Source organism: Streptomyces sp. NPDC048606 (assembly GCF_040650855.1).
Taxonomy (GTDB): domain Bacteria; phylum Actinomycetota; class Actinomycetes; order Streptomycetales; family Streptomycetaceae; genus Streptomyces.
In genome coordinates, this window is record NZ_JBEZIB010000066.1 from 1 (window position 1) to 25,051 (window position 25,051).

Annotated in this window: 25 protein-coding genes and 1 pseudogene; 11 read left to right on the forward strand and 15 right to left on the reverse strand. The window is 70.8% G+C overall.

The genetic code is table 11. From position 1 onward, the window contains the following. Positions 1–189, forward strand: a pseudogene (locus tag AB0D01_RS38225) (2-oxoacid:ferredoxin oxidoreductase subunit beta); the annotation flags it as partial. A 67-nt stretch (positions 190–256) separates the two neighbouring features. On the opposite strand, the gene AB0D01_RS38230 reads toward AB0D01_RS38225, so the two are convergent. The 5 genes from AB0D01_RS38230 to AB0D01_RS38250 form a co-directional block, all read right to left on the reverse strand. Further along, on the reverse strand, positions 257–1,261 hold the full coding sequence (locus AB0D01_RS38230; RefSeq protein ID WP_363063754.1) for an aromatase/cyclase: 1,005 nt from the start codon (positions 1,259–1,261) through the stop codon (positions 257–259). A gap of 11 nt (positions 1,262–1,272) precedes the next feature. Continuing rightward, a complete protein-coding gene (locus AB0D01_RS38235) occupies positions 1,273–1,683 on the reverse strand; it encodes a hypothetical protein (RefSeq protein WP_363063756.1) in 411 nt (136 codons plus the stop codon). A gap of 48 nt (positions 1,684–1,731) precedes the next feature. Then, positions 1,732–2,553 carry an AfsR/SARP family transcriptional regulator gene (locus AB0D01_RS38240; RefSeq protein WP_363063758.1) on the reverse strand — a complete coding sequence of 274 codons (822 nt, stop codon included), beginning with the start codon at positions 2,551–2,553 and terminating at the stop codon, positions 1,732–1,734. Positions 2,554–2,878: 325 nt separating this feature from the next. After that, complete coding sequence (locus AB0D01_RS38245) at positions 2,879–3,700, reverse strand: AfsR/SARP family transcriptional regulator (protein ID WP_363063759.1); 822 nt, start codon at positions 3,698–3,700, stop codon at positions 2,879–2,881. A 272-nt stretch (positions 3,701–3,972) separates the two neighbouring features. Next, a complete protein-coding gene (locus tag AB0D01_RS38250) occupies positions 3,973–4,638 on the reverse strand; it encodes a ScbR family autoregulator-binding transcription factor (protein WP_363063761.1) in 666 nt (221 codons plus the stop codon). A gap of 600 nt (positions 4,639–5,238) precedes the next feature. Here AB0D01_RS38250 and AB0D01_RS38255 point away from each other — a divergent pair. After that, positions 5,239–6,213: a ScbA/BarX family gamma-butyrolactone biosynthesis protein gene (locus tag AB0D01_RS38255; protein ID WP_363063799.1), complete on the forward strand. Its 975-nt coding sequence runs from the start codon at positions 5,239–5,241 to the stop codon at positions 6,211–6,213. Positions 6,214–6,222: 9 nt separating this feature from the next. Here AB0D01_RS38255 and AB0D01_RS38260 read toward each other — a convergent pair whose 3' ends face one another. Continuing rightward, positions 6,223–7,071 (reverse strand): SDR family oxidoreductase, encoded by an 849-nt coding sequence (locus AB0D01_RS38260; protein WP_363063763.1) that lies wholly within the window; start codon positions 7,069–7,071, stop codon positions 6,223–6,225. Positions 7,072–7,211: 140 nt separating this feature from the next. Here AB0D01_RS38260 and AB0D01_RS38265 point away from each other — a divergent pair, with 140 nt between their 5' ends. Together AB0D01_RS38265 and AB0D01_RS38270 are read left to right on the forward strand one after the other, a co-directional pair. Then, positions 7,212–7,883 carry a ScbR family autoregulator-binding transcription factor gene (locus tag AB0D01_RS38265; protein WP_363063765.1) on the forward strand — a complete coding sequence of 224 codons (672 nt, stop codon included), beginning with the start codon at positions 7,212–7,214 and terminating at the stop codon, positions 7,881–7,883. 123 nt (positions 7,884–8,006) lie between these two features. Continuing rightward, positions 8,007–8,480, forward strand: a complete 474-nt coding sequence (locus tag AB0D01_RS38270) for a GNAT family N-acetyltransferase (protein ID WP_363063767.1) — start codon at positions 8,007–8,009, stop codon at positions 8,478–8,480. A gap of 19 nt (positions 8,481–8,499) precedes the next feature. Here the strand turns inward: AB0D01_RS38270 and AB0D01_RS38275 are convergent, their stop codons facing one another. Both AB0D01_RS38275 and AB0D01_RS38280 read right to left on the reverse strand, forming a co-directional pair. After that, entirely contained in the window at positions 8,500–9,510 is a 1,011-nt protein-coding gene (locus AB0D01_RS38275) for an AraC family transcriptional regulator (RefSeq protein WP_363063769.1), read from the reverse strand. A gap of 28 nt (positions 9,511–9,538) precedes the next feature. Next, complete coding sequence (locus AB0D01_RS38280) at positions 9,539–10,354, reverse strand: NAD(P)H-binding protein (protein WP_363063801.1); 816 nt, start codon at positions 10,352–10,354, stop codon at positions 9,539–9,541. 312 nt (positions 10,355–10,666) lie between these two features. On the opposite strand from AB0D01_RS38280, the gene AB0D01_RS38285 reads away from it, so the two are divergent. Together AB0D01_RS38285 and AB0D01_RS38290 are read left to right on the forward strand one after the other, a co-directional pair. Beyond that, a complete protein-coding gene (locus tag AB0D01_RS38285) occupies positions 10,667–11,173 on the forward strand; it encodes an FBP domain-containing protein (RefSeq protein ID WP_363063771.1) in 507 nt (168 codons plus the stop codon). A 96-nt stretch (positions 11,174–11,269) separates the two neighbouring features. After that, positions 11,270–11,815, forward strand: coding sequence for a flavoprotein (locus AB0D01_RS38290; RefSeq protein WP_363063773.1), 546 nt, complete (start codon positions 11,270–11,272; stop codon positions 11,813–11,815). 70 nt (positions 11,816–11,885) lie between these two features. On the opposite strand, the gene AB0D01_RS38295 is transcribed toward AB0D01_RS38290, so the two are convergent. The 5 genes from AB0D01_RS38295 to AB0D01_RS38315 all read right to left on the reverse strand — a co-directional run bounded on the left by AB0D01_RS38295 (position 11,886) and on the right by AB0D01_RS38315 (position 15,988). Further along, positions 11,886–12,707, reverse strand: coding sequence for an AfsR/SARP family transcriptional regulator (locus AB0D01_RS38295; RefSeq protein WP_363063775.1), 822 nt, complete (start codon positions 12,705–12,707; stop codon positions 11,886–11,888). Between the two features lie 57 nt (positions 12,708–12,764). After that, complete coding sequence (locus AB0D01_RS38300) at positions 12,765–13,559, reverse strand: ScbR family autoregulator-binding transcription factor (protein ID WP_363063777.1); 795 nt, start codon at positions 13,557–13,559, stop codon at positions 12,765–12,767. 53 nt (positions 13,560–13,612) lie between these two features. Beyond that, positions 13,613–14,503 carry an AfsR/SARP family transcriptional regulator gene (locus AB0D01_RS38305; RefSeq protein ID WP_363063779.1) on the reverse strand — a complete coding sequence of 297 codons (891 nt, stop codon included), beginning with the start codon at positions 14,501–14,503 and terminating at the stop codon, positions 13,613–13,615. A gap of 229 nt (positions 14,504–14,732) precedes the next feature. Continuing rightward, positions 14,733–15,332 carry a ScbR family autoregulator-binding transcription factor gene (locus AB0D01_RS38310; RefSeq protein WP_363063781.1) on the reverse strand — a complete coding sequence of 200 codons (600 nt, stop codon included), beginning with the start codon at positions 15,330–15,332 and terminating at the stop codon, positions 14,733–14,735. A gap of 155 nt (positions 15,333–15,487) precedes the next feature. Then, the gene (locus AB0D01_RS38315) at positions 15,488–15,988 is read right to left on the reverse strand and encodes a hypothetical protein (protein WP_363063783.1); all 501 of its coding nucleotides are present in this window, start codon (positions 15,986–15,988) and stop codon (positions 15,488–15,490) included. Between the two features lie 438 nt (positions 15,989–16,426). Between AB0D01_RS38315 and AB0D01_RS38320 the strand changes: the two genes are divergently transcribed. The 5 genes from AB0D01_RS38320 (at position 16,427) to AB0D01_RS38340 (ending at position 22,426) form a co-directional block, all read left to right on the forward strand. Continuing rightward, positions 16,427–17,143 (forward strand): ScbR family autoregulator-binding transcription factor, encoded by a 717-nt coding sequence (locus AB0D01_RS38320; protein ID WP_363063785.1) that lies wholly within the window; start codon positions 16,427–16,429, stop codon positions 17,141–17,143. A gap of 168 nt (positions 17,144–17,311) precedes the next feature. Continuing rightward, a complete protein-coding gene (locus AB0D01_RS38325; protein WP_363063787.1) occupies positions 17,312–18,574 on the forward strand; it encodes a ParA family protein in 1,263 nt (420 codons plus the stop codon). Continuing rightward, on the forward strand, positions 18,571–19,500 hold the full coding sequence (locus tag AB0D01_RS38330) for a ParB/RepB/Spo0J family partition protein (RefSeq protein ID WP_363063789.1): 930 nt from the start codon (positions 18,571–18,573) through the stop codon (positions 19,498–19,500). The genes AB0D01_RS38325 and AB0D01_RS38330 overlap by 4 nt, the downstream gene beginning before the upstream one ends. Before the next feature lie 109 nt (positions 19,501–19,609). Beyond that, on the forward strand, positions 19,610–21,868 hold the full coding sequence (locus tag AB0D01_RS38335; RefSeq protein ID WP_363063791.1) for a helix-turn-helix transcriptional regulator: 2,259 nt from the start codon (positions 19,610–19,612) through the stop codon (positions 21,866–21,868). A gap of 3 nt (positions 21,869–21,871) precedes the next feature. Beyond that, positions 21,872–22,426 carry an XRE family transcriptional regulator gene (locus AB0D01_RS38340; RefSeq protein WP_363063793.1) on the forward strand — a complete coding sequence of 185 codons (555 nt, stop codon included), beginning with the start codon at positions 21,872–21,874 and terminating at the stop codon, positions 22,424–22,426. A 109-nt stretch (positions 22,427–22,535) separates the two neighbouring features. On the opposite strand, the gene AB0D01_RS38345 is transcribed toward AB0D01_RS38340, so the two are convergent. Continuing rightward, entirely contained in the window at positions 22,536–23,009 is a 474-nt protein-coding gene (locus AB0D01_RS38345; protein ID WP_363063795.1) for a MarR family transcriptional regulator, read from the reverse strand. Next, positions 23,006–23,722, reverse strand: a complete 717-nt coding sequence (locus AB0D01_RS38350; RefSeq protein ID WP_363063797.1) for a hypothetical protein — start codon at positions 23,720–23,722, stop codon at positions 23,006–23,008. The genes AB0D01_RS38345 and AB0D01_RS38350 overlap by 4 nt, the downstream gene beginning before the upstream one ends. Between the last annotated feature and the right edge of the window lie 1,329 nt (positions 23,723–25,051).

Sequence of the window (25,051 nt, forward strand, 5' to 3'; positions counted from 1 at the left end):
GCCCTCTCCCGCCTCGCCGACCCCGACACCCTCCACCACACCCCCATCGGCGTCTTCCGCGACACCGAACGCCCCGTCTACGACACCCTCATGGCGGAGCAGCTGGAGAAGGCCGTCGAGCGGCAGGGCAAGGCGGACCTGGGCGCCCTGCTGACGGGCAACGACGCGTGGACCGTCGTCGGCGGGTGACCATCGGCGGGTGACCCGTCGGCGGTGATCGACGGTGGGAGCCGGACCTCCGCTCGCGGTCCGGCTCTCACACCGCGCGCAGGGTCCTGACGCCGGCGCGCGCGGCGGCGTCGCGCTCCGCCTGCCGGGCCACCTCGCGCGCGTGGTCGCGGGTCAGCCGCAAGGTGGCCTCGCTCTCGCGTCCGAGGGCCTCGCGCACGTAGCGGCGGGCCTCGGAGAGGTCGGCGTCGGGGCCGAAGGAACGCTCGACCATCGCCTCGTCCAGCAGGACGTCGTGGCGGGAGACCACGGTGACCCCGTCGGCGTCGGGCAGCACCGACCACTCGCCGGTGTGCGCGGCGAGCAGGGCGGAGGGCCGGGTCTGCTTGTGGACGATGCGGCCGGCCGCGGGGAAACAGACGCGTACGGCGTCGGTGGTGTGGACGGAGCCGTCGGGCGTCAGGGTGTCGGTGCTGACGACCTGCACGCCGGGACGGTCCTCGACCACGTCGACGCGTGCGACGTGCGGGACGCGGCCGGGCCAGGCGCCCACCTCGTACAGGAAGGCGTAGGCCGGCTCGGGCGGGCCCTCGATGCGCAGGGTGTCCTCGAAGGAGAGCGTCAGCGCGTCCAGCCGGCCCCAGCGTTCGGCGAGTTCCCGGATCCGGGTGAGCGTGGCCCGGCTGTCGGCCTCCGTCGCCGCGCGGGTCCGTTCCACGTCCGCGGCGCGGTTGCCGGCGACGGTGACGTACTGCTCCAGGGTCAGCCGCGACCAGCCGGGGGCGAGCGCCTGGACGCTCCAGCTCCCGGCCGTCGAGGTGACGGGGGCGGTGGGGACCTCCTGGTGGAAGTCGACGCGCAGCCGCTCGGGATCCAGGGTCCGGCGCCAGACCGACTGCCGTACGTTCCCGTCCGCGCCGGCCCACATGAAGTACCGGTCCTGGGTCCCGTCGAAGTCCATGCGTTCGACGTGGACGGTGGCCGGCACGAGCAGCGGCCACTGGGTGGTGTCCGCCACCAGCCCGTACAGGACGCCGGCCGGTGCCGCCGCGTCCACCGCGAACGACATCCGGTGTACTCGCTCGACAGACATAGACACCCCTCTCAACGCTTGATGCAGAGCCTGTCCGCGACCACCGGAAGGTCTCTGGACTTCCGGTGGAGTTCCGCGTTGACCAGGCCGAGGTAGCTGCGGGGGGTGTCGGCCTGCTCCAGGGCGTCCCCGTCGAGGAGGATGCCGAACCTCCACTCGATCCAGCCGGTGGTCTGCAGGACGGAGAGACAGTCGTAGCCGAGCTCGACCCAGTACAGGTCGAGGACGTCGTCGGTGAGTTCGACGCCCTCTTCCTCTCCGTCCCAGGCCCGCAGGATGCGGGTCAGGGTGGTGGGGTCCAGCCGGTCCATGGCTACTCTCTCCTCGTCCTCGGGCACGCGGAAGCGCGCCGGGTGGACCCGAGCCTGACCGAAGTCGGTGGAGAGCGGCTGGAAGCGGTACGCGGCCGGCGGACCGCGCACGCGGCCGCGCTCCGGCGGCCCGTGGGGTGGGTGGTGCGTGCGGCTCCGTCAGGCCGCGTACAGGTCGAAGGTGGAGGTGCGGCGCGGCCCGGCGACGACGTCGAGGGCCGGGTCGACCCGCAGCATCGCCTGGTGGAGGCGCTGCAGCTGCTGGGAGGGTTCCACGCCCAGCTCGTCGATCAGGCGGGTCCGCAGCCGGCGGTAGACGTCCAGCGCCGTGGCCTGCCGGCCGGAGCGGTAGAGGGCGACCATGGCCTGCGAGTGGAGGCCCTCGTGCTGCGGGTGGCGGGCGATCAGCTCGGTGAGCTCGGCGAGGAGTTCGGTGTGCCGGCCCAGGCGCAGGTCGACGTCGATGCGCCGCTCGGTGGCCACGAGCCTGCTCTCGGCCAGCCGCAGGACCTCGATGTCCAGGATGGGCCCGACGCGTACGTCGACCAGGGCGGGGCCCTGCCAGAGGCCGAGGGCCTTGCGCAGCAGGTCGGCGGCGCGCTCGTCGTCACCGTCGTCGAAGGCGCTCTGGCCGCCGGCGACGAGGTTCTCGTACTCGTGGACGTCCACGGACTCCTGCGGGATCTGGAGCAGGTATCCGCCGTGCCGGGTCGCGAGCACGTCCTTGGCGGTGGTCGGTGACCCGGGGCCCATGGCGGTGCCCAGCCTGCGGCGCAGCTGGAGGATGTACGTCTGCAGGGTGGTGAGCGCGCTCTGGGGCAGGTCGGTCCCCCAGATCTCCTCCATGAGGGTCGGTACGGGCATCACCCGCCCCGGGTAGAGCGCGAGGAGCGCCAGGATCTGACGCGGTTTGCCTGCCGTAGGAACGATCGATGCCCCGTTGACCTCGGCACTCAACGGCCCCAGAACCTGAATCTTCACGGTCTCTCGTCTCCTCTCCGCATTTCGTCGAGCTACTCCCGGTTTTCAGTATTCGACGTGAGAACGATAAGGCCGCCCTGGGCAACATCACCGAAATCTCAAGTCGACGTCGAGTAGTTCTCCGAAACGCGAGGGCTCCGGGAGTCGAGAAACCGTTAGACTCCGGTTACGTCCCCACACCGCCGCTCTCCTGCACTTTCGGCCAGGTCTGCTTACTTCCGGTTACGCTCGCTCATATCTCTTTCGACATTTTCTTCGAAAATTCTCGAACGCATTTACCGGACAGCTACCGGAAATGAGCGAGCGATTACCCGGCGATGACTTCTCAACCGACCCGCGCAAGGCGCTTACGAGCCGAGTCGGGGGTTTCCATCGGGTTTTCGGGGCCGGTCATCAGGATGGAGCGCTGGAGCCGGCGCAGGGCGGCCGAGGGCTCGATGCCGAGCTCCCGCACGAGGGTCGCGCGCAGCCGCTGGTAGACGCTGAGGGCCTCGCCGCGGCGGCCGGAGCGGTGCAGGGCGAGCATGAACTGTCCGTGCAGGTTCTCGTGGGTGCGGTACCGGCTGGCCAGGACGGTCAGTTCGGCGAGCAGTTCACGGTGCCTGCCGAGTCGCAGGTCGGCCTCGATGCGCTGGTCGAGGGCGCACAGCCGGGTCTCCTCCAGCCGGCGGGTCTCCATGTCGAGCTGGACGCCGCCCTGGACGTCGGCGAACGCCGGCCCGGACCACAGCGCCAGCGCCTCGCGCAGGAGGCGGGCCGCGCCGGGGAAGTCCCCGGCGTCCATCGCCCGGTAGCCCATTCCGGCCAGCCGGTCGAATTCGCGGACGTCACTGGTCCCGCCGTTGCTGCTGAGCATGTAGCCGCCGGGCAGCGTGACCAGCACGTCCTTGGGCGTGCGGGTTCCGTCGGTGCCCTCCAGGGCCGTCGCGATGAGCGCGCGGAGCTGGAGCACGTACGTCTGGAGCGTCGTACGGGCACTGCGCGGCGGTTCCTCCCCCCACAGTTCCTCGATCAGCGCCGCCACGGGGACCACCTGGTCCGCGTGCAGGGCGAGCAGCGCCAGCACCTGACGGGGCTTGGCCGCCGTCGGCGTGATGGAGGTCCCGTTCTCCCGAACGGCCAGTGCGCCCAGTACATCGATGTCCACGCCGTACTCCCCTACTTCGTCCGTGGATGAGCCCTTGAACTTCACCGGAATGAGCAAAAAACAGGAGCTCCGGTTTGTCAATACCAAACCGCTTGCGCCGTTTCCTTCCGCTGAGCACCCCCTCACACCCCGAAAACCACCTCTGACCTGCGACTTCAATGGTCGAGAGACCCTCGGGAGCCGCTTCCGAGCCCCTACAGAAGAACAAAAAAGACCCCTCGGGAAGGGTCCCGAGGGGTCCTCTGCGGAGCAGAACCGACCATCTGGTCGTCTCAGTCGGTCGCGCCGACGGGTAGGGGCGGACCCTCTTCGCGGGATCCGTCGGCGGCCAGTTCGCCGAGCGATCCGTGCGCGGCGATCCGCGGCAGCATCAGCGTCCAGTAGCGGGTGAGGGAGGACTGCGCGAACCACCCCTGTTCGGCGGCGCCGAGCACCTCGAAGCCGACGATCGCGGCCACGACGGCGGCCGCGGCGTCGTCCGGCGACACCCCGTCGGCGAGCCGGCCCTCCTGGTCGGCGGCGCGGAACATCGCCTCGACCCAACGCCGCCACTGCCGGCGCAGGTCGAACCCGTCGCCCCCGTCGTGGTCGGCGCGCGCGCTCGCGGTGGCGCACAGCCCGAACCCGGCGCTGACGACGGGGTCGTGGGCGAGCAGCGCCATCAGGTCGTGCGTGGAGTCCACGAGCACCTGGAGCGCGTTGCCCCCGGACAGCCGGGACACCGTGATGACCCGGACCGCCTCGGACGCCCGCAGCAACACGGCCTCGGCGAGCGCCGCCTTGTTCCCGAAGTGGAAGTGCAGCCCGCCGGCGCTGACCCCCGCGCGTTTGCTGATGGACGCGATCGACGCCGTGACGAAGCCCTCCTCGGTGAACACCTCGGCGGCGGCCCGGACCAGACTCTCGCGCGTGCGGGCAGCACGTTCCTGCTTGACCATGCGATCTCCACAAACCGGTCACGGTTTGCCCAGTGGCGGCTAAGTTCACATCATGATCACCTTCCTGCCCGGAGTGCGACTGGATCGTCACTGGAGCACCGCTCGGCAATCACAGGGGCACACGCACCGTTGCGGACACTCCCTAACAAACCGATTGCGCGGTTTCGTTAGAGCCTCGCGGCCACCTTCTCGCAAGTCGCGAACCGGCCATGATCAAGTCACTCGGCGCCCCTCGCCAACGGCGCCCACGACACGTCGCCGGCCCCCAGCCGCAGGCCGGCCCATGGTCCGGGACTCGACCATCCCCCTCCCCGGGCCACCGGCCAAGGGTTGTCACCCCCTCGACCGTCCGCGCCGGACGCCGGAAGGATGCCGTCAGAGGCCCATGGAAGAACCGAATCCCGCCAAACTGCGAGGATCTACGGAAACAGCACGGCAAAGAATGTCCGGAAGCGTTTCTTCCGGTTTTTCCCGTACCGAGGTCCGGACACCCCCTGGATAAAAAACCGGTTGGTATATATTTTTCTCAGCAGCCACACCAAATCTCGCCAGCGCTGTCTAGGGGGAACAATGAGCGCGAGCACGTTTCAAGTCGAGCGCATGTCGGTCGACCGCAGTGCGCCGTGGCACGGCACGGCCTCCTCCCTCAGAACCGCGAACGGTCACCGGTACCCGTCCCTCACCGCCACCGTTCCGAAGGAATTAGTGCATCGCGCCTCGGTCGCCGAAGTTCTTCTCACCGATTGGGATCGGATCGGTGAGGATCGCTTCCGGGTGACCGCGCAGTGGCCCCGCAGCCACAGCTTCTACACACCGCTCGAGGGCGGTTTCCACGATCCACTGCTCTGCGGAGAGACGATCCGGCAGATCGGCAGCCTGCTGGCCCACGCGGAGTACGGCGTTCCTTTCGGCCATCACTTCCTGTGGTGGGACGTCAGCCTGTCGGTGCACCCTGAGCACCTCCAGGTCCGTCCCACGCCTGCGTCCCTCGACATCGACGTCCACTGCACCGAGGTCAAGCGCCGGGGCGGCAGCCTGTCCGGTCTCACCTACGAGGCGGTCGTCCACCGAGAGGGACACGTCGTGGCGCGCGGCCGTCTCTCCTACACCTGCACCAGCCCCGCCGTGTACCAGCGACTGCGCCCCGACCACACGTTGGAGGCCGACCACAGCCCGCTGCCGCTCACCGCGCCCGTGGCGCCCCAGAGCGTGGGACGGCTGTCCCCGACGGACGTCGTCCTCTCCCCGTTGGGCGAGCCCGATCACTGGCAGCTGCGGGTGGACACCCTGCACCCCGTACTCTTCGACCACCCCGTCGACCACGTGCCGGGCATGACCCTGCTGGAGGCGGCACGCCAAGCGGCCACCGCCGCGCTCGGCCGATCGTCCCTTCTGCCCCTCAGCATGGACAGCGACTTCAAGCGGTACGTGGAACTGGACCTGCCCTGCCTGATCAAGGCACGGGTGCTGTCACGGGCCGATGCCGGCACCTACGACACCGTCTACGTCACGGGGCACCAGGACGGCGAGTTCGTCTTCGGCACCACTCTCACGGCCGCTCCCGGGTTCTGCTGACCGGAGCCGTCACCGCGGCCCGAACGCCGCCACGTTGTCCCGTACCCATTCCCGGAAGGATCGCGCCGGCACTCCGGTCACCTCCCGCACCGTGTCCTCCACCCGAAGCTTGGCACCGTCACGCTGCCGCCCGGCGCTGCCCAGCAAGGCCTCGACCACGTCCGCCGGATACCGTTCGCCCCATCGGGCACGGGCCTGTTCCGGCTCCAGTTCCTCACAGCGCACCGGACGGCCCAGCACCTCGGACAGTTGGGCCGTCTGCTCGTGCGCGGTGATCGCCTCGGGTCCGGTGAGCGTGTACGCCCGACCCTCGTGGCCCGGCTCCGTGAGCGTGCGCACCGCCACGTCCGCGATGTCGCGAGGGTCCACGCAGGCATTGGCCGAACTCCCGTAGAGAACCCGTACGACCCCTTCCGCGCGAATGGATCCCGCCCAGGAGAGGGTGTTCGACATGAAGGACCGCGGGCGCAGCAGGGTCCAGTCCATCCCGGAACCGACCAGCAATTCCTCGGTATCCCGCTGCCAACGGGTGATCAGGTCGTCCGCTCCCGAGTCCGTGACGGCCGCCGCCGAAAGCTTGACCACGTGCCGGACACCGGCCGATCGCGCGGCTCGCAGGAAGTCGGCGTCGTCCCGACCCCCCACCCGCGCGGTGACGAGAAAAACTCCGAGCACGCCCCGCAGGGCGTACTCCAGTGAACGCGGGTCGCCGTAGTCCCCCCGCACCACCTCCACCGCCCCGGACACGGTGTCGACCCTGCGCGGCTCTCTCGCCAGTACCCGAACCTCCGCTTCCGGTCCGAGACGGGACATCACTTCCCGGCCAATCGTCCCGGTCGCACCCGTCACGAGAATCATGGTCTCTTTCCCCCGTCGAAGGTCTGCCCGGCCGCGCAAAGACTTGGCGCCACAGTTACCCGCTGTAAGATACGTACGGGACGGACGGTTTGCACCTGACTGCCGCCGCTCCGGAACATTTTGTGGAGGAGGGAGGCAAAGTGGCTGAGCAGGCCCGAGCCATCCGGACGCGCAGGGCGATCCTGTTCGCGGCGGCAAAGATCTTCGAGGAGCGCGGCTACCAGGCCGCCACGATCTCGGAGATCCTCACGACGGCCGGGGTCACCAAGGGTGCCCTGTACTTCCACTTCCAATCCAAGGACGACCTCGCGCAAGGGGTCCTCAGCTCGCAGGACCAGAACCTCGTTCTGCCCGAACGGCCGTCCAAGGTCCAGGAGATCGTGGACATCGTCATGCTGCACACCTACCGTCTGGAAACGGACGCCATGGTCCGGGCCGCGGTGCGGCTGACCATGGACCAGCAGGCACAGGGGCTCGACCGCAGCGGCCCGTTCCGCACCTGGGCCATGCCCGTCCTGGAGCGCCTCGAAAAGGCCCAGGCGCAGGGAGAACTGCTGCCCCACGTCGTGCCGGTCGAGACGGCCGACGTGATCGTCGGCTCCTACGCGGGCATCCAATCGATGTCCCAGGCGCTCACCGACTACCGGGATCTCGTGACCAGGGTCACCGCTCTCCTGCGCCACCTGCTCCCCAGCATCGTGATGCCCTCCGTGCTGGCTTCCCTCCAGCTCGGCGAGACCCGTGCCACCGACGTTTACAGGGAGGCCACGGCGAACCTGCCCGAAGACGAGCGGATCGGGGTCCGCGGCTGAGTCCGACGTCGGCGTGCCGCACGCGCGCATCATGATCCTCTCTTCCCGCTCGGCAAAAATATACCGGACGCCCCGTTCCTTTCCCATGGGATCACCGAAGTCCGTCGGATCTACGCTGAGACCATGATCAGCTCAACCCTCCGTCTGGTTCCGGTGACCCCCGAGAACTTCGACGCCGTGTGCGCGGTGCGGATCCACCCGCACCAGGAGCACCTCGTCTCCCCCGTCGTGAAGTCGCTCGCCGAGGCCTACGCCCACGGCCCGACCGCCTGGCCCCGCGCCGTCGTGGACGGCGACGAGGTCGTCGGCTTCGTCATGGCCTTCCTCGACATCGTCTGGGACCCCGCCGCGGACCCCGAGGGCCGCCGCTCCGGCCTGTGGCGCCTGAACGTCTCCGCCGACCACCAGGGCAAGGGCTACGGCCGTTTCGCGGTCCGGGCGGTCCTCGACGAGCTGCGCCGGCGCGGCGATGCCCGCGCGTACGTCACCTTCCACCCGGGCGAGGGCAGCCCCGAGCCCTTCTACCTCGGGCTGGGCTTCCGGCTCACGGGCGAGCTGAGCGGCGACCAGCCCGTGGCGGCCCTCGACCTCGGGTAGCCCCGCCGGGACCGGCCCGTCAGGCCAGCACCACCGTCCGCGCCGACGCCGACGCCGGCGCCCCCGCCCCCGTCACCGTCCAGGCCGGGGAGACGCCCGCGCGGAACTCCTGCGGGCTGACCCCCCGGACCCGCTTGAAGGCCGTGGACAGCGCGAACGCGCTGCCGTAGCCGACCCGGCGGGCCACCGTCGCGACGGTGGCGTCCGGCTCGCGCAGCAGGTCGGCGGCGAGGGCGATCCGCCGGCCCGTCAGGTAGGCCACCGGCGGCTCGCCGACCAGCTCCGTGAAGCGCCGGGCGAGCGAGGCCCGCGACACCCCGGCCCGGCGGGCCAGTTCGGCCACCGTCCAACCGTGGCCCGGCCGCTCGTGCAGCAGCCGCAGCGCCGGCCCGACCACCGGATCGCCCTGCGCCCGGTACCAGGCCGGCGCGCCCGCCTCCGGGTCGGCGAGCCAGGCCCGCAGCACCCCGATCAGCAGCAGGTCGAGGAGCCGGTCCAACACGATCTCCTGGCCCGGCTCGTCCCGGCTCATCTCCGAGGCCAGCAGCGCGATCAGCGCCGCGTCCGCGTGCCCCGCCGGGCGGACCAGTACCGCCGGCAGCGCCCCCAGCAGGCGCCGTCCGACCTCGCCCGGCGCCTGGTAGGTCCCGCTCAGCACCACCGTCGAGCGGGGCCCGCGCACCGGATCGCCCCAGGTCCGCACGCCCAGCGTCAGGCTGTCGGTGAGGTCCTCGCCCGAGCCGGCGCTGCTGCACCGCTGGTCCGGGCCCACGGTGACCCGTACCGGACTGTCCGGGTCGTCGGCCAGCGTGTACGGCTCGGGTCCCCGTACGAGCGCCACGTCCCCCGGCCCCAACCGGACCGGCTCGCCCCCGTCGGGCAGCACCCAGGCCGCACCGCGCACCGCCGTCAGCACCGACAGCGGGGCCCGGTCCTCGATCCGTACGGACCACGGCGGGTTGAAGACGGCCTTGAGCAGGAAGGCGCCCCGGGCGTGGGGCCCTTCGAGCAGACCGGTCAGCGTGTCCATGCCCCCATCCTCCCCGCCCCCACCCCGCTCAGACGTCCCACACCCCGCTCGCCGCCACCTCCCGGGCGTAGTCGGCGAAGTCCCGCGGCGGGCGCCCCAGCACCTCCCGCACGCCGTGGACGAGGTGCGCGTTGCGCCCGTCGGTGATCAGCGTGAACAGCTCGGCGAACTCCTCCGGCAGCCCGTTCTCCCGCAGGACCGCCCGGTACTCCTCGTCCGCGACGGGGACGTACGCGATCTCGCGCCCGGTCGCCTTCGACAGTTCGGCGGCCACGTCCGCGAAGCCCATCAGCCGCGGCCCGGACAGCTCGTACGTCCGGCCGACGTGCCGTTCGTCGGTGAGCGCGGCCACGACGACGTCGGCGATGTCGTCGGCGTCGACGAACGGCTCGACCGCGTCCCCCGTCGGCAGGGCGATCTCCCCGGCCAACACGGGCTCCAGGAAGAAGGCCTCGTCGAAGTTCTGGTGGAACCAGGAGGCCCGGACCACCGTCCAGTCGGCGCCGGAGGCCTTCAGCAGTTCCTCAGCGCGCCGCGCGGCCTCCTCGCCCCGGCCCGACAGCAGCACGAGCCTGCGGGCCCCGGTGGCGACGGCAAGCGCGGCGAACTCGCCGATCCGCTCGGCGGCCCCGGGGAAGGCCAGGTCGGGGTGGTACGTCACGTACACCCGGCGCACGTCCCGCAGCGCCGGCCCCCAGGTCTCGGGGGCGTTCCAGTCGAAGGGCGGCTCGCCGGCGCGGGACCCGACCCGGACGGGCAGGCCGAGGCTCCGCAGCCGCTCGACGACGCGGCGCCCCGTCTTGCCGTTGCCGCCGATGACGAGCGTGAGCCCCCGCGCGTCCATCCCGTTCGCCTCGTTCGCCTCGTTCGCGTCGTTCGCGTCGTTCTTCTCGTTCTTCTCGTTCTTCTGGTTCTTCTGGTTCTTCTGGTTCTTCTCGTTCTTCTGGTTCTTCTGGTTCTTCTCGTTCGTCGTCATGTGGACCAGTCAAGCCCGATCGCCCGACGCGCGACATCGGCGAGAAGCTCAACCGCATACGCGTGCGTCCACGCCCCCGAGAGTCCCCGAGAGCCCCGAGAGCGCCCGAGGCACGACCGGGGTGGGGGTGCCCGATATCGGGATGCGCGCCCCCGCGGACCGGCATTAGGGTCGACCCCCGTGGAACCGCTCAATGACAAACAGATCCGCTCATCCTTCGTGAACTGCACCAAGGGCGAGGCCGCCCGGCTGCGGCTGCCCCTCGACTTCGCCGAACTGCCCTGGCAGGACCTCGACTTCCTGGGCTGGGTGGATCCCGGCGCGCCGCTGCGGGCCCACCTCGTGCTGCCCCGCCCCGACGGGCCCGTCGGGATCTCGCTGCGGGTGCCCGCCGTCGGCCGCACCAGCGCGTTGAAGTCCAGCCTGTGCCAGATCTGCCTGACCGGGCACGCCTCCTCCGGGGTCACCCTGCTCGCCGCGCCCCTGGCGGGCGCCCGGGGCCGCGAGGGCAACACGGTCGGCACGTACATCTGCGCCGATCTCGCCTGCTCCCTGTACGTCCGCGGGAAGCGGCAGCCGAAGCTGCGCACCACGCGTCACGAGGAGTCCCTCACCGTGGACGAGCGCCTCGCGCGGATGCGGGGGAACCTGGACGCCTTCGCCTCGAAGGTCACCGCCGCCGCCTGACCGCGGTCCCCGGGTCCGCAGTGATCTCGATCTCCCTGCGGACCCGTGTACGCCATCGGGGAGGGTCAAGGGCCGGCAATATGATCACATGACGGTATGACGAGGACTCTCTACCTGTTCTGCTCCGCCGCCCCGCCCGTCTTCGACGTGGCCCACGTGATCGAGGACGCCCAGTCGCGCGGCTGGGACGTCTGCGTGGGCCTGACCCCGACGGCGGCGCAGTGGATCGCGCAGAGCCTCGACGGGCTCGCCGCCCTGACCGGCAACCCGGTGCGCTGGCAGTACAAGCTCCCCGGGGAGCCCGACGTGTGGCCCGCCGCGGACGCGCTGCTGTTCGCCCCCGCCACCTTCAACACGATCAACGCCTGGGCGCTCGGCCTGACCGACCGCTTCACCGTCGGGGTGGCCGCCGAGGCCCTCGGCAAGGGCACCCCGGTCGTCGCGATGCCCTGTACGAACGCCGCGCTCGCCGCGCACCCCCAGTTCGAGCAGTCCCTGACGGTCCTGCGCGGCGCCGGCGCCGAACTGCTCTACGGCGAGGGCGGTTTCGTCCCCGGCCCGGCGGGTCCGGACGCCCCGCCGCACTTCCCGTGGCAGGTCGCGCTGGACGCGGTGGACCGTACGGTCGTCCCCCAGCCCTGATCCCGCTCCGCGGCGGCCCCCGCACGGGCCGCCCGCATCCGCATCCGCATCCGCACCCGCATCCGCGGAATCAGGCCGCGTACAGGTCGAACGTCGATCCGCGTCGGGGGCCGGCGACGACGTCGAGGGCCGGGTCCACGGTGAGCATCGCCTGGTGCAGCCGCTGGAGCTGGTTCGAGGGCTCGACCCCGAGTTCCCCGATCAGCCGGTGCCGCAGCCGCCGGTAGACGTCGAGGGCGCCGCCCTGTCGTCCCGACCGGTACAGGGCCACCATCAGCTGGGAGTGGAGCCCCTCGTGCTGCCGGTGGCGCGCGGTCAACTCGGTCAGTTCCGCGAGGAGTTCGCTGTGCCGGCCGAGCCGCAGGTCCACGTCGATGCGCCGCTCGACCGTGACCAGCCGGCTCTCCTCCAGCCGCATGACCTCGATCTCCAGGATCGGCCCCACGCGTACGTCGACCAGCGCGCGCCCCTGCCACAGCCCGAGCGCGTCCCGCAGCCGTCGCGCCGCCGTCTCGTCGTCCCCGTCCTCGAAGGCGCTCTGGCCCTGGGTCACGAGGGTCTCGTACCGGTTGACGTCGATGGACTCGGGCGGCACCTGGAGCAGGTATCCGCCGTGCCGGGTCGCCAGCACCTCCTTCGCGCCCTGCGGTCGGCCCGGCCCCATGGCCGTACCGAGCCTGCGGCGCAGTTGGAGGATGTACGTCTGGAGGGTGGTGTGCGCGCTGTGGGGCAGGTCGTGGCCCCAGATCTCCTCCATGAGGGTGGGTACGGGGATCACCCGCCCCGGGTGCAGTGCGAGCAGGGCCAGGATCTGCCGGGGCTTGCCCGCCGTGGGCACGATCGAGCGGCCGTTGATCTCGGCGCTCAACGGACCCAGAACCTGAATCTCCACGATGACCCTTCCGCCTTCCGTCGAGTCGCCTCGATTTCCGTTTCGTCCTGCGTGTCCCTACACCCCGCTGCCGAGGAACTCGTAGCACCGTTCCCCGCCCACCGCCCGCGCCTCGACGGCGCCGGTGCGGTACTCCCCTACGCGCGCCTCGCCGACCAGGCTCGGCAGCAGCAGCCCCCACAGGGCGGCCACCTTCCGCTGCAACTCCCAGTACGTCAGCCCGGTCCCGGCCAGCACCTCGATGCCGCAGACCGCGGCCGCCACCAGGGCCTCGGCGCTCTCCCAGCCACCGGCGCCGGCGCCCGGGCCGTCGTGGCCCCGCCCGTCGCCCGCACCGGAACCACCGACCGCGCCCACGCCCACGCCCTCGACCGCACCGACGCCACCGATCCCGCCGGGCACCGCACGCCCGGCGTCGACCACGGGCAGTTCCCCGGTGTCCCGTGCCATCCGCAGCAGTCCGTACACCGCCGCCAGCCACGTCCCGTGGAAGTCCACGACCGCCGGCTGCTGCCCCGCGCACTCCTTGGTGATGCGGAAGCTCGCGGGGATCGCCGGATCCTCGTGCAGCGTCCGCGCCAACCAGTGCGTCATGTCGATCAGTGCCTGCAAGGGCGAGGCGCCGGCTTCGCGCAGCCCGCGCACCGCTTCGTGCAGCAACCCGCAGCCGCGCTGTTGCACGGCGTCCGCGAGCTCGTCCTTCGAGGCGAAGTGGAAGTACAGCGCCCCCTTCGTCACACCCGCCGCGCCCGCGATCTCGCCGAGCGTCGCATTGGCGTATCCGTTGCGGTGGAACATCTCGGCCCCCGCGAAGACCAGCCGCCTACGGGTTCGCTCCGACCTCTCCTGCACCGCTCCGTCTCCTTCCGCCCCCGATCTCCCCACGCCCACACCGCGCGGGGTGGTCAGGCCCGCACGAGCCGTTCGGCCCTCACCGCTGCCACCGCGTCACCCGCGCCGACCCCGGCGCCGACCCCGGCACCGACGGGTACGCCCACTGCCGCGGCGGCCCCGGCCCCTTCCGGACCGGCCATCAATATCGAGCGCTGCAACCGGCGCAGCGCCCCGGACGGCTCCAGCCCCAGGTCACGGACGAGCGTGGCGCGCAGCCGCTGGTACACGTCCAGGGCCTCGCCGCGGCGGCCGGAGCGGTGCAGGGCGAGCATGAACTGTCCGTGCAGGTTCTCGTGGGTGCGGTACCGGCTGGCCAGGACGGTCAGTTCGGCGAGCAGTTCGCGGTGGCGCCCCAGTCGCAGGTCGGCCTCGATGCGCTGGTCGAGGGCGCACAGCCGGGTCTCCTCCAGCCGTCGCGTCTCCATGTCGAGCTGGACGCCGCCCTGGACGTCGGCGAACGCCGGCCCGGACCACAGCGCCAGCGCCTCGCGCAGCAACCGCGCGGCGTTCGGGTGGTCACCGGCGTCCATCGCCCGGTATCCCATGCCGGCCAGCCGGTCGAATTCACGGACGTCACTGGTCCCGCCGCCGCTGCTGAGCAGGTAGCCGCCCGGCAGTGTGACCAGCACGTCCTTGGCCGTGCGCACCCGGCCGTTGCCCTCGTTGCCCTCCAGGGCCGTCGCGATGAGCGCGCGGAGCTGGAGCACGTACGTCTGGAGCGTCGTACGGGCACTGCGCGGCGGTAATCCGCCCCACAGCTCCTCGATCAGCGCCGAGACCGGCACGACCTGGTCGGCATGGAGGGCCAACAGGGCCAGGACCTGCCGGGGCTTGGGGGCGGTCGGCGTGATGGAGATCCCGTTCTCCCGCACGGCCAGTGCGCCCAGTACATCGATGTCCACGTCGTACTCCCCTGTGTCCTTGGATGAGTCGCAAGAGTCAGTAGAAAACAGGCCCCACGGTTTGTCAATATCAAACCGTCCGCGCTGTTTTGTAGCCAGTGAGACTCTACTTCCGCTCAAGAACACTGACTGACCAGCCTATACGTTTCAGATCGGGCACTTTGACCGCAGCACTGACACCCTGGACCACCCCTCGACGAGGGCCTCAGGGGGCTCTACGCAGGGCAGATCAAACCAAGCGGTCTGTTTTTTGGTGCCCGTCCGCTGCGATCCTCGGCAGCAACAGGGCCCAGATGCGGGCGAGGGTGTCGGGCGCGGCCCAGTCGGGTTCGGCGACCCCCAGCACCTCCAACCCCACGGTCGAGGCCAGGACCACCCTGGCCGCGTCCTGCGGGGAGACTCCGTCGGCGAGCCGGCCCGCCCGGTGCGCCGCGACGAGCGACTCGCCCACCCACCGCCCCCACTGCCGCCGCAGTGCGACGCGGCTCCGGTAGGACGCGTCCACGGACAGCGCGAAGCCGGCCCGCACGACCACGTCGCGGGTGAGGAGGTCCATCAGCTCGTACGTCGACTCGACGAGCGCCTCCAGCGGGTCGTCGACGCCACAGGCCCCGGTGAGGCGGCGCAACGCGTCCGCCGCCCGGTGTTCCACGGCCGTGGCGAGCGCGGTCTTGTTCTCGAAGTGGAAGTGGAGCGCGCCGGGGGTCAGTCCGGCCCGTCGGCTGATCGCGGCGACCGAGGCGGCGACGTAGCCCTCCTCGAAGAACACCTCCGCGGCGGCGCGCACGAGGGCTTCCCGCGTGCGCGCGGCACGCTCCTGCTTGACCATGGGGGGCTCTCCACACCGCGCCGACCGCGTCCGCCGGTTCCCGGGCAGGGACGCGGAATCCTCGCGGCCACAGTCGGCGCCCCCGCCGGAGCGTGACCGGACTCCCACCGGAGCCCCCTGCTCCGCTCCCCCGAGGCGTAACGGCGTTAACGCCGTTAACGCCGTTGCCGCTCCCCGCCGGCCGCCTCGACCACCCCGACCACCCGCCGCCGCGAGGCGGCGACCGCGAGCCCCCAGGAGCCGAGGGCCACCGGCGCGAAGCCGAACGCGACCGGGTTCACGTACGCGGGCAGGGAATCGCCGACGTAACCGCCGCCGTCCGCCGTCTCGCAGACGAAGCGCAGGGGCACGTACGTCACGGCGTAGTCGACGAAGGTCTCGGCCCGCGCCTCCCGGCCGGGTATCCGGCAGGGCGCCGGCGGCGAGGAGCCGGCGCCGCCGTCCTCCGTCTCCAGGACCGCCCCCGCCACGTGGAGCAGTCCCCACGCGTAGCAGCCGGCAGCGCAGGCTCCGAGCAGGGCGGCGAGCGCTCGCGGCCGGGTCCCGCGTCCGCCGCCGCGGGACCCGGCCCGGACGAACCCGGTGAACGCGGAGCCGAGCAGGAAGCAGGTGCCGACGAGCGCGGCCGGGACGAGGAGCAACAACAGCGGCACCATCAGCGCGCGGCCCGCCCCTCGCCCCGCGTGGCGCCCCGGGGCACCACGCCCTCCCGCTCCGCCTCCGAAACGACGTCGAGTACCGCGAACGTATCCATGCGGGCATGCATACACGTCGACCGCCCGGCCCCGCACCTTCCTCCCGCGCCGCCGGGCCGACGCCGGCTCCCACCACCGCCGGCCTCACCGACGCTGAAGGCGTTAACGGCGTTAACGGCGTTAACGGCGTTAACGCCCCCACCCGTTGGCGGCGTTAACGCCGTTAACGCCCAGCCCCCACCCCAACCCACCAAAAAGAAACACCCCACAACCCACCACACACCCCCAAAACCCCACTCCACCCCGCCCTTAAAAGTACTTGTCGACTGGTTTTCTTTCGCGGGGTCGCACTACATTGACCCGTACCAGCGACCCCAACAGGCATCAGGAGAAACCCACGTGGCGAGGGTCAGGCAGGAACGGGCGGAGAACACCCGACAGGCGATCCTGGAGGGCGCGGCCATCGCCTTCGACCGCTCCGGCTTCGGCGGCACGAGCCTCAGCGACGTGGTCAAGCACGCCGGGGTCACCAAGGGCGCCCTCTACTTCCACTTCCCGTCCAAGGAAGCCCTCGCCCGCACCCTGATCGACGAACAGTTCCAGGTCTCCAAGGACGTCCCCGCCATCGAGGAACCTGGCCTGCAAACGGTCATCGACCTCACCCACCAGATGGCGTTCGGGCTGCGCACCAACGTCCGCGTCCGCGCCGGCATCCGCCTGGTGATCGAGTTCGGGTCGTTCACGCACCCGGACCCGTCCCCGTACAACGCCTGGATCGAGACCAGCCGCGGCTGTCTGGCGCCGGCGAAGGAACGCGGAGACCTCTTCCCGTCGATCGACGTGAACGACCTCTCCACCTTCCTCGTCGGCTCCTTCACCGGCATCCAGGTCACCTCGCACGTGCGCACCGGCCGCGAGGACCTGCACACCCGGGTCGTCGACCTCTGGAACTACCTCCTGCCGGGCATCGTCCCCGGACCTCGCATCCCCCTCTTCGACCCGGCCGGCTCGTCCGCCTGCCGCGCCGAGCTCGGTCTCGACGTCCTCGACCCCGACCTCGGTGTCGGTGTCGGTCCGGCCCCCGAGCCCACCGTCCCGGCGCTTCCCGTCGGCTGACGACGCGTCCAGGGCGGCCTCGCACACGCCGTGGTGAACCACGGGGGTGCTCGCTACGGCGTGTGCGAGGCCGCCCTGTCGCGTTTCCCGACACCCACGACCCACTTCGTTAGCAAAACTCAAGCGTGGCGCTCACACGCACCCAAGAACGTTAGTAAAGTCCCTCTCATGACTTCGCCCTCGTCCCAGAGCGACCGAGAGAAGGTCGTCTCCAAGCTCCCCCCGTGGCTCCGCCAGGAGTTGAAGATCCGCACCGCCCAACTGCGGGTCGACATCCAGGACGCCGTCCACCAGGGCATCGCCCACTGGAGCGCCCTCGCCTCCGCGCCCTCCCCCGTCGACACCTCCGGCGCCGAGTCGTTCTCGACGTGGCTGCCCGCCGGTCAGTGGGATTCCTTCCGTACGGACGCCAAGGACCGCGGCGTCTCCCTCATCCAGGGTCTCGCCCAGGCGGTGCGCCTCTGGCTGGAGATGAACCCGGCCCCCACCGTGCGGCGACCGGCCGTCGTCCGCCGCATCGTCGTGTGCAACCAGAAGGGCGGAGTCGGCAAGACCGCCATCACCGCGGGCACCGCCGAGGCCCTCGCCGAGGACCCCTCGACCCTCCACCCGGTGCGCGTCGCCCGCCAACTGGCCCGCCTCGCCCCGACCGAGGGCGATGCCCCGCACCACCCGGAGCACACCACTCCCCTGGACCTCGAAGACCTGCCGGGCCTGGGGATGCGCGTCCTGCTCGTCGACTTCGACCCGCAGGGGCACCTCACCAAGCAGCTCGGCGGCCAGCCCCTGCCCATCGGCGGCGACAGCCTCACCTGCCACATGGCCGGCGAGGCCAAGGGCCCCCTCTCCGACCTGATCGTCCAGGTCCCGGACGAGCGCTTCGGCGACCGTCTCCACATCCTGCCCGCCTGCACGGACGCCTTCCTCCTGGACGTCCGCCTCTCCACGGTCCGCGCCCGCGAGGCCGCCCTCGAACGCGCCCTCGCCCCGGTCGAGTCCGACTACGACGTCATCCTCATCGACTGCCCGCCCAGCCTCGGCCTCAGCATGGACGCCGCCATCTACTACGGCCGCCGCCGCGACGCCGAACAGCCCGGCGCCTCCGGGGCCCTGATCGTCGTACAGGCCGAGGACTCCTCCGCCGACGCCTACGACCTGCTCACCTCCCAGATCAACGATCTGCGCGACGACCTCAGCCTGGACATCGACTACCTCGGCCTCGTCGTGAACCTCTACGACGGCCGCCGCGGCTACATCGCGACCTCCTCCCTCCAGGCCTGGATGGACATAAAGGATCCGCGGGTCGTGGCGATCGTCCCCGACCTCAAGGAACAGCGCGAAGCCGTACGCGTGAAGCAGCCGCTGTTCGTCTACGCCCCCAAGGGCGACCAAGCCGTCGCACTGCGCGCCCTCGCCCGGGAGATCTCATGAGCAAGGCCGACAAGCTCGGAGTCTCGGCGTCCTTCGCCCGCGCGCAGCCCGTGGGCGTCAGCCCCCGCCGCGCGGCCATCGCCGAGGCCACCGGCGCCCCCACCTCCGGGGTCGTCCCGCCGTCCGAGGTGCCCATCGAGGCCCTCGCCCACAACCCGTTCAACCTCCGCGAGGACCTCACGGAGATCGACGAACTGGCCCAGTCCCTCCTCTCCCGCGGCCAGCTCCAGCCGCTCGCCGTCGCCACCCGCATGGCCTTCATGGAAGCCCACCCCGGACAGACCGACGGCCTCGGCCGTGCCCCGTACGTGGTCATCGACGGCAACCGCCGGCTGGCGGCGGCACAGCTCGCGGGCCTGAAGACCATCCAGATCCACGTGAACGACGCCCTCTCCGCGTCGGCCGCCGACATCCTCGAATCGGCCCTCATCGCCAACGTCCACCGGGTCGACGTGGCCCCCATGGACCAGGCGCGCGCCCTCCAGGAGCTCGTCGAGGTGCACGGCTCCCAGGCCCAGGTGGCCAAGCGGCTCGGCAAGACCGCCGCCTGGGTCTCCCAGCGCCTGACGCTCCTCAACCTCACCCCGAGCCTCCAGGAGAAGGTGGAGACCGGCGAGCTCAAGGTGGAGCCGGCCCGGCGCATCGGCCGCCTTCCCCAGGAGGAGCAGGCGACGGCGGCGGCCGAGAGCCTGAGCGCGGTCAATCCCCCGCGCCAGCGCACCCGCCCGACGCCGCCGACCGTTAACGGCGTTAACGCCGTTAACGCCCCGGCCGCCCCGGCGACCCCTCCGCCCCCTCCGCTCCCTTCGACCCCCCGCATCACGATCGCCACCGACTCCCCGCAGACCATCGCGGACGCCCTCACCGCCCACCTCACGCCGGACGACCTGAAGGCCGTCACCGAGCTCCTGATCACACGCATCTGAAGCCACACCCACGCCGGGGGCGCTGACGGCACCACACCGTCGACGCCCCCACGTGCGTTTCGTGTGCGTTCAAACGTGCGGTTCGCATAGGCTGCACCCGGAGGTACCCATGAGCGACAAGAACGAACAGACCACCCTCTTCGCAGCGGTCGACGCCCTGCTCGAAGAGGCGGCCGCACAGGACGGGCTGCCGCACCCGGACGAGCGCAAGCGCCTGCGCGAGGCCGCCGGCCTCAGCCAGGACCAGATCGCCAAGGCCCTCTCGGTCCGCCGCGAAACGGTCACCTCCTGGGAAACGGGCCGCACGGCCCCCCGCCCCCCGAAGCGCGCCGCGTACGCCCGCCTCCTGGAAGGCCTCGCCGCCCTCCACCCCACCGACACCGTTAACGCCGTTAACGCCGCGCCCCCCACCGACACACCGGCACCCCCCACACCCCCCTCCACCGTTAACGCCGTTAACGCCGGACTCCCCACCCCCACCGACCCGCTTCCTCCCCCCCACCCCGTTAACGCCGTTAACGCCGAACCTCCCACCGGCACCCCCGCACCGCCCTCCACCGTTAACGCCGTTAACGCCGTCAACGCCGCCGACCCCGAAGTCGCCCCCTCCCCCCGGCACCCCGAGCCCGCACCCCAGAAGCAGAAGCCCCAACCCCGGGCCCACCCCCGCCCCCGGCCGACGCCCCCCACCCCTTTCGCGGGCAACGGCCCTCTCGCCGTCCTCGACGGCACCGGCCAGGCCCACGCCGCCGGCGGCCTCGTCCTCGCCCACCCCACCGCGGACCTCCCCGCACTCATCACCTGGGCCCTCGGCCCCGACGCGGACCTCCGCACCCCCCGGCTCCACCGCAACGGCAAGGACGGCGACCCCCTGCTCGTCCTCACCGCCCCCGCCGCCGAAGCCCTCGGCCTGCCCCTCACCCTCGAAGACCGCCGCGCCCTCCGCCTGCCCGACAACCACCCGGTGGTCCGGCAGCTCACCAAGGCCAAGTGGCAACTGACCCGCCGCGGCTTCGGCCCCTGGGCCCGCGTCTACCGTCCGGCCACCGCCGCCACCGGCCGCCAGTGCGTCCAACTCGCCGTACTCCCCTGGGGCGCGCTCGACCCCCGCGCCTGGGGCGAGGACACCGCCGAACTCCCGGCCCCCGAACTCGCCGACGTCCTCACGACGTACGCCACCCGCGTCCTGACCCCCCGAGGCTCCACCGCCGTCACCGGCCTCGAACTCATGACGGCGCTCCGCCCGCCCACCCGCGCCGCCCGCAACCCCCTCACGAACGCCTGGGAATCCGCCCCCGTCGCCGGCTCCCTCACCCACCCCGTCGACCCCGCTCCCCCGGAGGCCCCCGACGAGCACCCGGTGGTCGCGGCCCTGTACCCGCGCGCCCACCAGCGCACCCCGGACCAGGTCCTCGACGAGGAGGCCTACGACTGGATCCGCGACCCCGAACTCCTCACGGACGCCGAGTGCGCCCGCACCCACGCCGTCGGCATCGACGTGAACATGGCCTTCGCCGCGGCCGCCAACCGTCTCCCGGTGGGCCTGGGCCCGGCCGTCCACACCGACCGCCCCCGCTTCGACCCGAAGACCCCCGGCTGCTGGCTCGCGGACCTCTCGGCCGTCCCCCACGACCCGCGCCTGCCCAGCCCCTTCACCCCGCACGGCAAGCCCCCCACCGGACCCGCCTGGTACGCCACCCCGACCCTCGCCTACGCCCTGGAGCTCGGCCACGACGTCCGCCCCACCGAGGCGTGGATCCGCCCGGACAACGGCCCGTACCTCGACGCCTGGTACACCCGCCTGCGCGACGCCTACATCGCGACGATGGCCGACCTCGGCGTCACCACCTCGCTCACCGAAGCCGAGTTCCTGGACGCGATGACCACCCACAAGTCACAGGACGACCCCGCCCCCGTGGCCGTCCTGTCCGCCATCAAGTCGACGGTCAAGGGCGGCATCGGCAAGCTCCGCGAACGCCCCCAGGGCGCCGGCTACCGTCCCGGCGAGGCCTGGCCCGCCCTCGAACGCCCCACCTGGCGCCCCGACATCCGCGCCGCCGTCATCTCGACGGCCCGCGTCAACATGCACCGCAAGATGCGCAGGCTCGCCGAGGCCGCCGACCTCCACCCCATCGCGGTCCTGTCGGACTGCGCCGTCTACCTCTCCGACGGACCCGGCCCCCTCGACTTCCTCCCCCACACCCCCGAGGGCAAGCCCCTGCCCGGCGGCTTCCGCCTGGGCGTCAGCCCCGGCATGGTCAAGCACGAAGGCACCCAACCGCTCCTGTGGGCCGTGGGACTCCTCGACGAACACATCAACCCGGCCCGCCACATCAAGGGCCACGACGCAGCCGCAGACGGCGAGTAAACCGTGTCCGACATCTCAGACGGTCTCAGCAGAGCCGACGAGCAGCACTTCACCCGCCCGATCCCGAAGTCGGCGGGCGCCCAGATGCGCTTCCTCGTCAAACAGCTCAAGTCCACCAAGGAGGCCGCCACCCTCCTCGGCATCTCCCAGCGCACCGTCGAACGCTACGTGCGCAACCAGATCAGACAACCGAAGCCGGCGCTCGCCGCCCGCCTCGAAACCGAGGTACGCCGCCGCTGGCAGCCCCTGGTCCGCAAGCGCGCCCGCGAGCAGGCCGCCCGCACCACCGGCGTCGTCATCGAGACCCGCGCCCGATTCGGCTTCACCGCCGCCCCCGGCACCACCGACGACGGCCGCATGCGCCGCATCACCCAGCACCTTCCCCCGGAGTACGCGGGCCGCCTCTTCACCGCCCAGGAGGCCGGCGCCACCGAGGCCCAGCTCCGCCACATCGCGGCCGAGGCCCTCCAGGAGATCTACTTCAAGGACAACGGAGCACGGGCGACGACCCTCCTCGTCGAGTTCACGGACATCGACTACGTCGACTTCGCCTTCTAGCCCCCAACAGCCCCTCCAAGCCCCTGAAACCGAAGGCCCCGGGTGGGATCCATCCACCCGGGGCCTTCCACGCTCCTGGACCCCCTCAGGGGCCTCCACGGGGCCGTTCTCACCCCACCGCGTGCAACGTCCTCCGCCGCTTCGACTCCGCGGCCTTCTTCGCCGCGGCCTGCGCCGCCCGCTTCTTCCGCTGCTCCGCCAACTGGTCCTGGTACTCCGCCACCGCCTGGTGGTAGCTGGCGACGTAACCCCGCGCGTCCAGACGCTCCTCGGCGGGCATCCCGTTCACCGCGGCGACGGCGTCCTCGAAGGAGTTGTAGCCGGCCAGCATCGGGTTGATCTGGTAGACGCCGTTGCGGACCTTGCGCACCAGCTTCGCGAGCTCCAGGCTGCGCAGCGCCGCGTTCACGCTCGGCCGGCTCAGCTCCAGCATCCCCCCGATGGAGGCCTGGTCGATCAGGATCCGACCCCCGGGCTCACTCAGCGAGCGCAGCTTCAGCAACACACGGTACGCCGCGGGCGGAAGGTCCAGGTCGGAGAGAAGCCCGTCGGCGTTGACCGCAGCGAATCGCAAGGTGCTCACTGAGGTGTCCCTTCTTCCTTGCGCTGTGCCCGGCTCAGCCGGCGCGCAGCGCGCTCTCTGGACCGTTCGGCCCGCAGTTCCTCGATTGCCTGCCGCATGTGGTCCAGCGACGGGAAGCGCACCAGATCAGGCAGGCTCGTATCGCCACGGATCTGCGAGATGGTGCTGTGCTGCTCCACCTTCACGAACTCACCCGCCGTCTCCGTCCCCGGGATGAACTCGGCCACCCGGTAACTGTAGGGCGGGTTGAACTGGTACACACCCCGCCGCACCTTGAAGACGATCCCATGAGACATGACGGTGTGCAGTGCCTCCGACGTCTTCGTCCGACTGACGTCCAGGATCGTAGCCATCTCCTCCTGAGTAAGTGGAATCCGCCCCCCCGCGCGCTGGCACGCGATCAGCAGCAGGATCAACCTCAACGGCAATGCTTCCCTGAAGTACTGGGCGATCACCAGAAAAAACTCGAGGCTGTCCATGGAAAAGGCATTGGGCTGACTCTGCGTCCCGTAGAACTCGAGCGGCTTGCGCTCGCCGTCCAGCGTCAGCTTCCGGCTCGGATACCTCTTCGCCAGGCCGTCCAGGTCCTTGACCGGAGCCAGTGGCTGACTCCATGCCGAGATCGCGTCATCAACGGGGAGATCAGGACGCGGCGCGCGCGACGGACTCGGCCGACGGCGCTGTGGCTCTGATGACACGAGGATGCTCTCCACTTCGTTGATCTGCAGAGAGAGTATGTCAACAAGGGTGACACTAATGTCACGCTCGTTGACGTTCGGCGTGTCTTATGTCCCCCCAGCAGGGACACATCTCGGCCACGCCCCCTCGCCGGCACCCCTCCCCGGCCCCCACCCAACCCGTCCCCTCCCTCCAGCAGTTCGGGGACGTATCTCCGGAAGAACGTCAGTCTCCCCGACGTTTTAGCCCAAAAACCGTCAGCCTCACTGACGTTTTGCAGCCGTTCTGTCCCCCCACCAGGGACACATCCATCGAGTTATGTCCCTCCTGAGGGGACATAACTTTCCCCCCGCACCCCGCCTGACCTGCGACGATCCATCTCCGTACCTTCTATAGGCCGTCTCCTGCCGCGCTGCGCGCACTGAACGTCGTCTCAACGCTCAACGCCACCGCACTTTCTGACGCCCCGAAGCACCAGCCGGCCGAAGGGAAGCTCTCGGACACCCTGTCCATAACCTCGCGGAATCTGACTGATTCCCGTCTCTATCTCACCACCACTTTGAATCAAACCCTCCTCCGCCATTAACGCCGTTAACACCCACTTCCCAACCTCCAACGAGGCTCCAAGAACCCTCCACTCACACCCCAACATGCACACTTCAAAATCCCACTCAGCTCTACCCCTCCCCACAAGCGCCCCACTGGAGCGGCACCCAATTGTTGAACCGGAACCAAAAACAACAGCCCCTCCCCCACCTGAACCACCACCAGGCCCACCCCCTCAAACCCCTACCCAGCACCCGAAGTCAAAACTTCGCCAAGGAGCCAGACGCCCCCACCCACAGGGCACTTCGACCCGCGGAACACCGCTGCCCGGGCCTTCACCAGGTCTGCACCAAACACAGCGACACAAGCCCTAAAGGCCCGCCTGTGGCCCACCAGCCAAGACCAGCAAGGCCGCACCACACACAGCTTCGCCACCCCGAGCTGCGCTACGCAGAACTCAGCATCACGGAGTCTTCTCTGCCTAGGCCTCGCTGAAGCTGAAGCCCTAGGCCCGTCCTTCCGGCCGGCTTTGGGCTGCGAAGCAGCCCTGCGCCAAGCGCAGCGAGGCGGGGTCTTTGCATACGCCGGAGCGAAGCGGAGGCCCAACCGGCCCAAAGGGCCGGCCTCGGGCCTCGAAGCAGCCCTGCCCCGAGCGCAGCGAGGGGGCATCTCTGCATAGGCCGGAGCGAAGCGGAGGCTTGACCGGCCCGCAGGGCCGGCTTTGGGCCGCGAAGCGGCCCGCGCCCGAGCGCAGCGAGGGGGCGTCTCTGCCTAGGCCGGAGCGAAGCGGAAGCCTAACCGGCCCGAAGGGCTGGCCT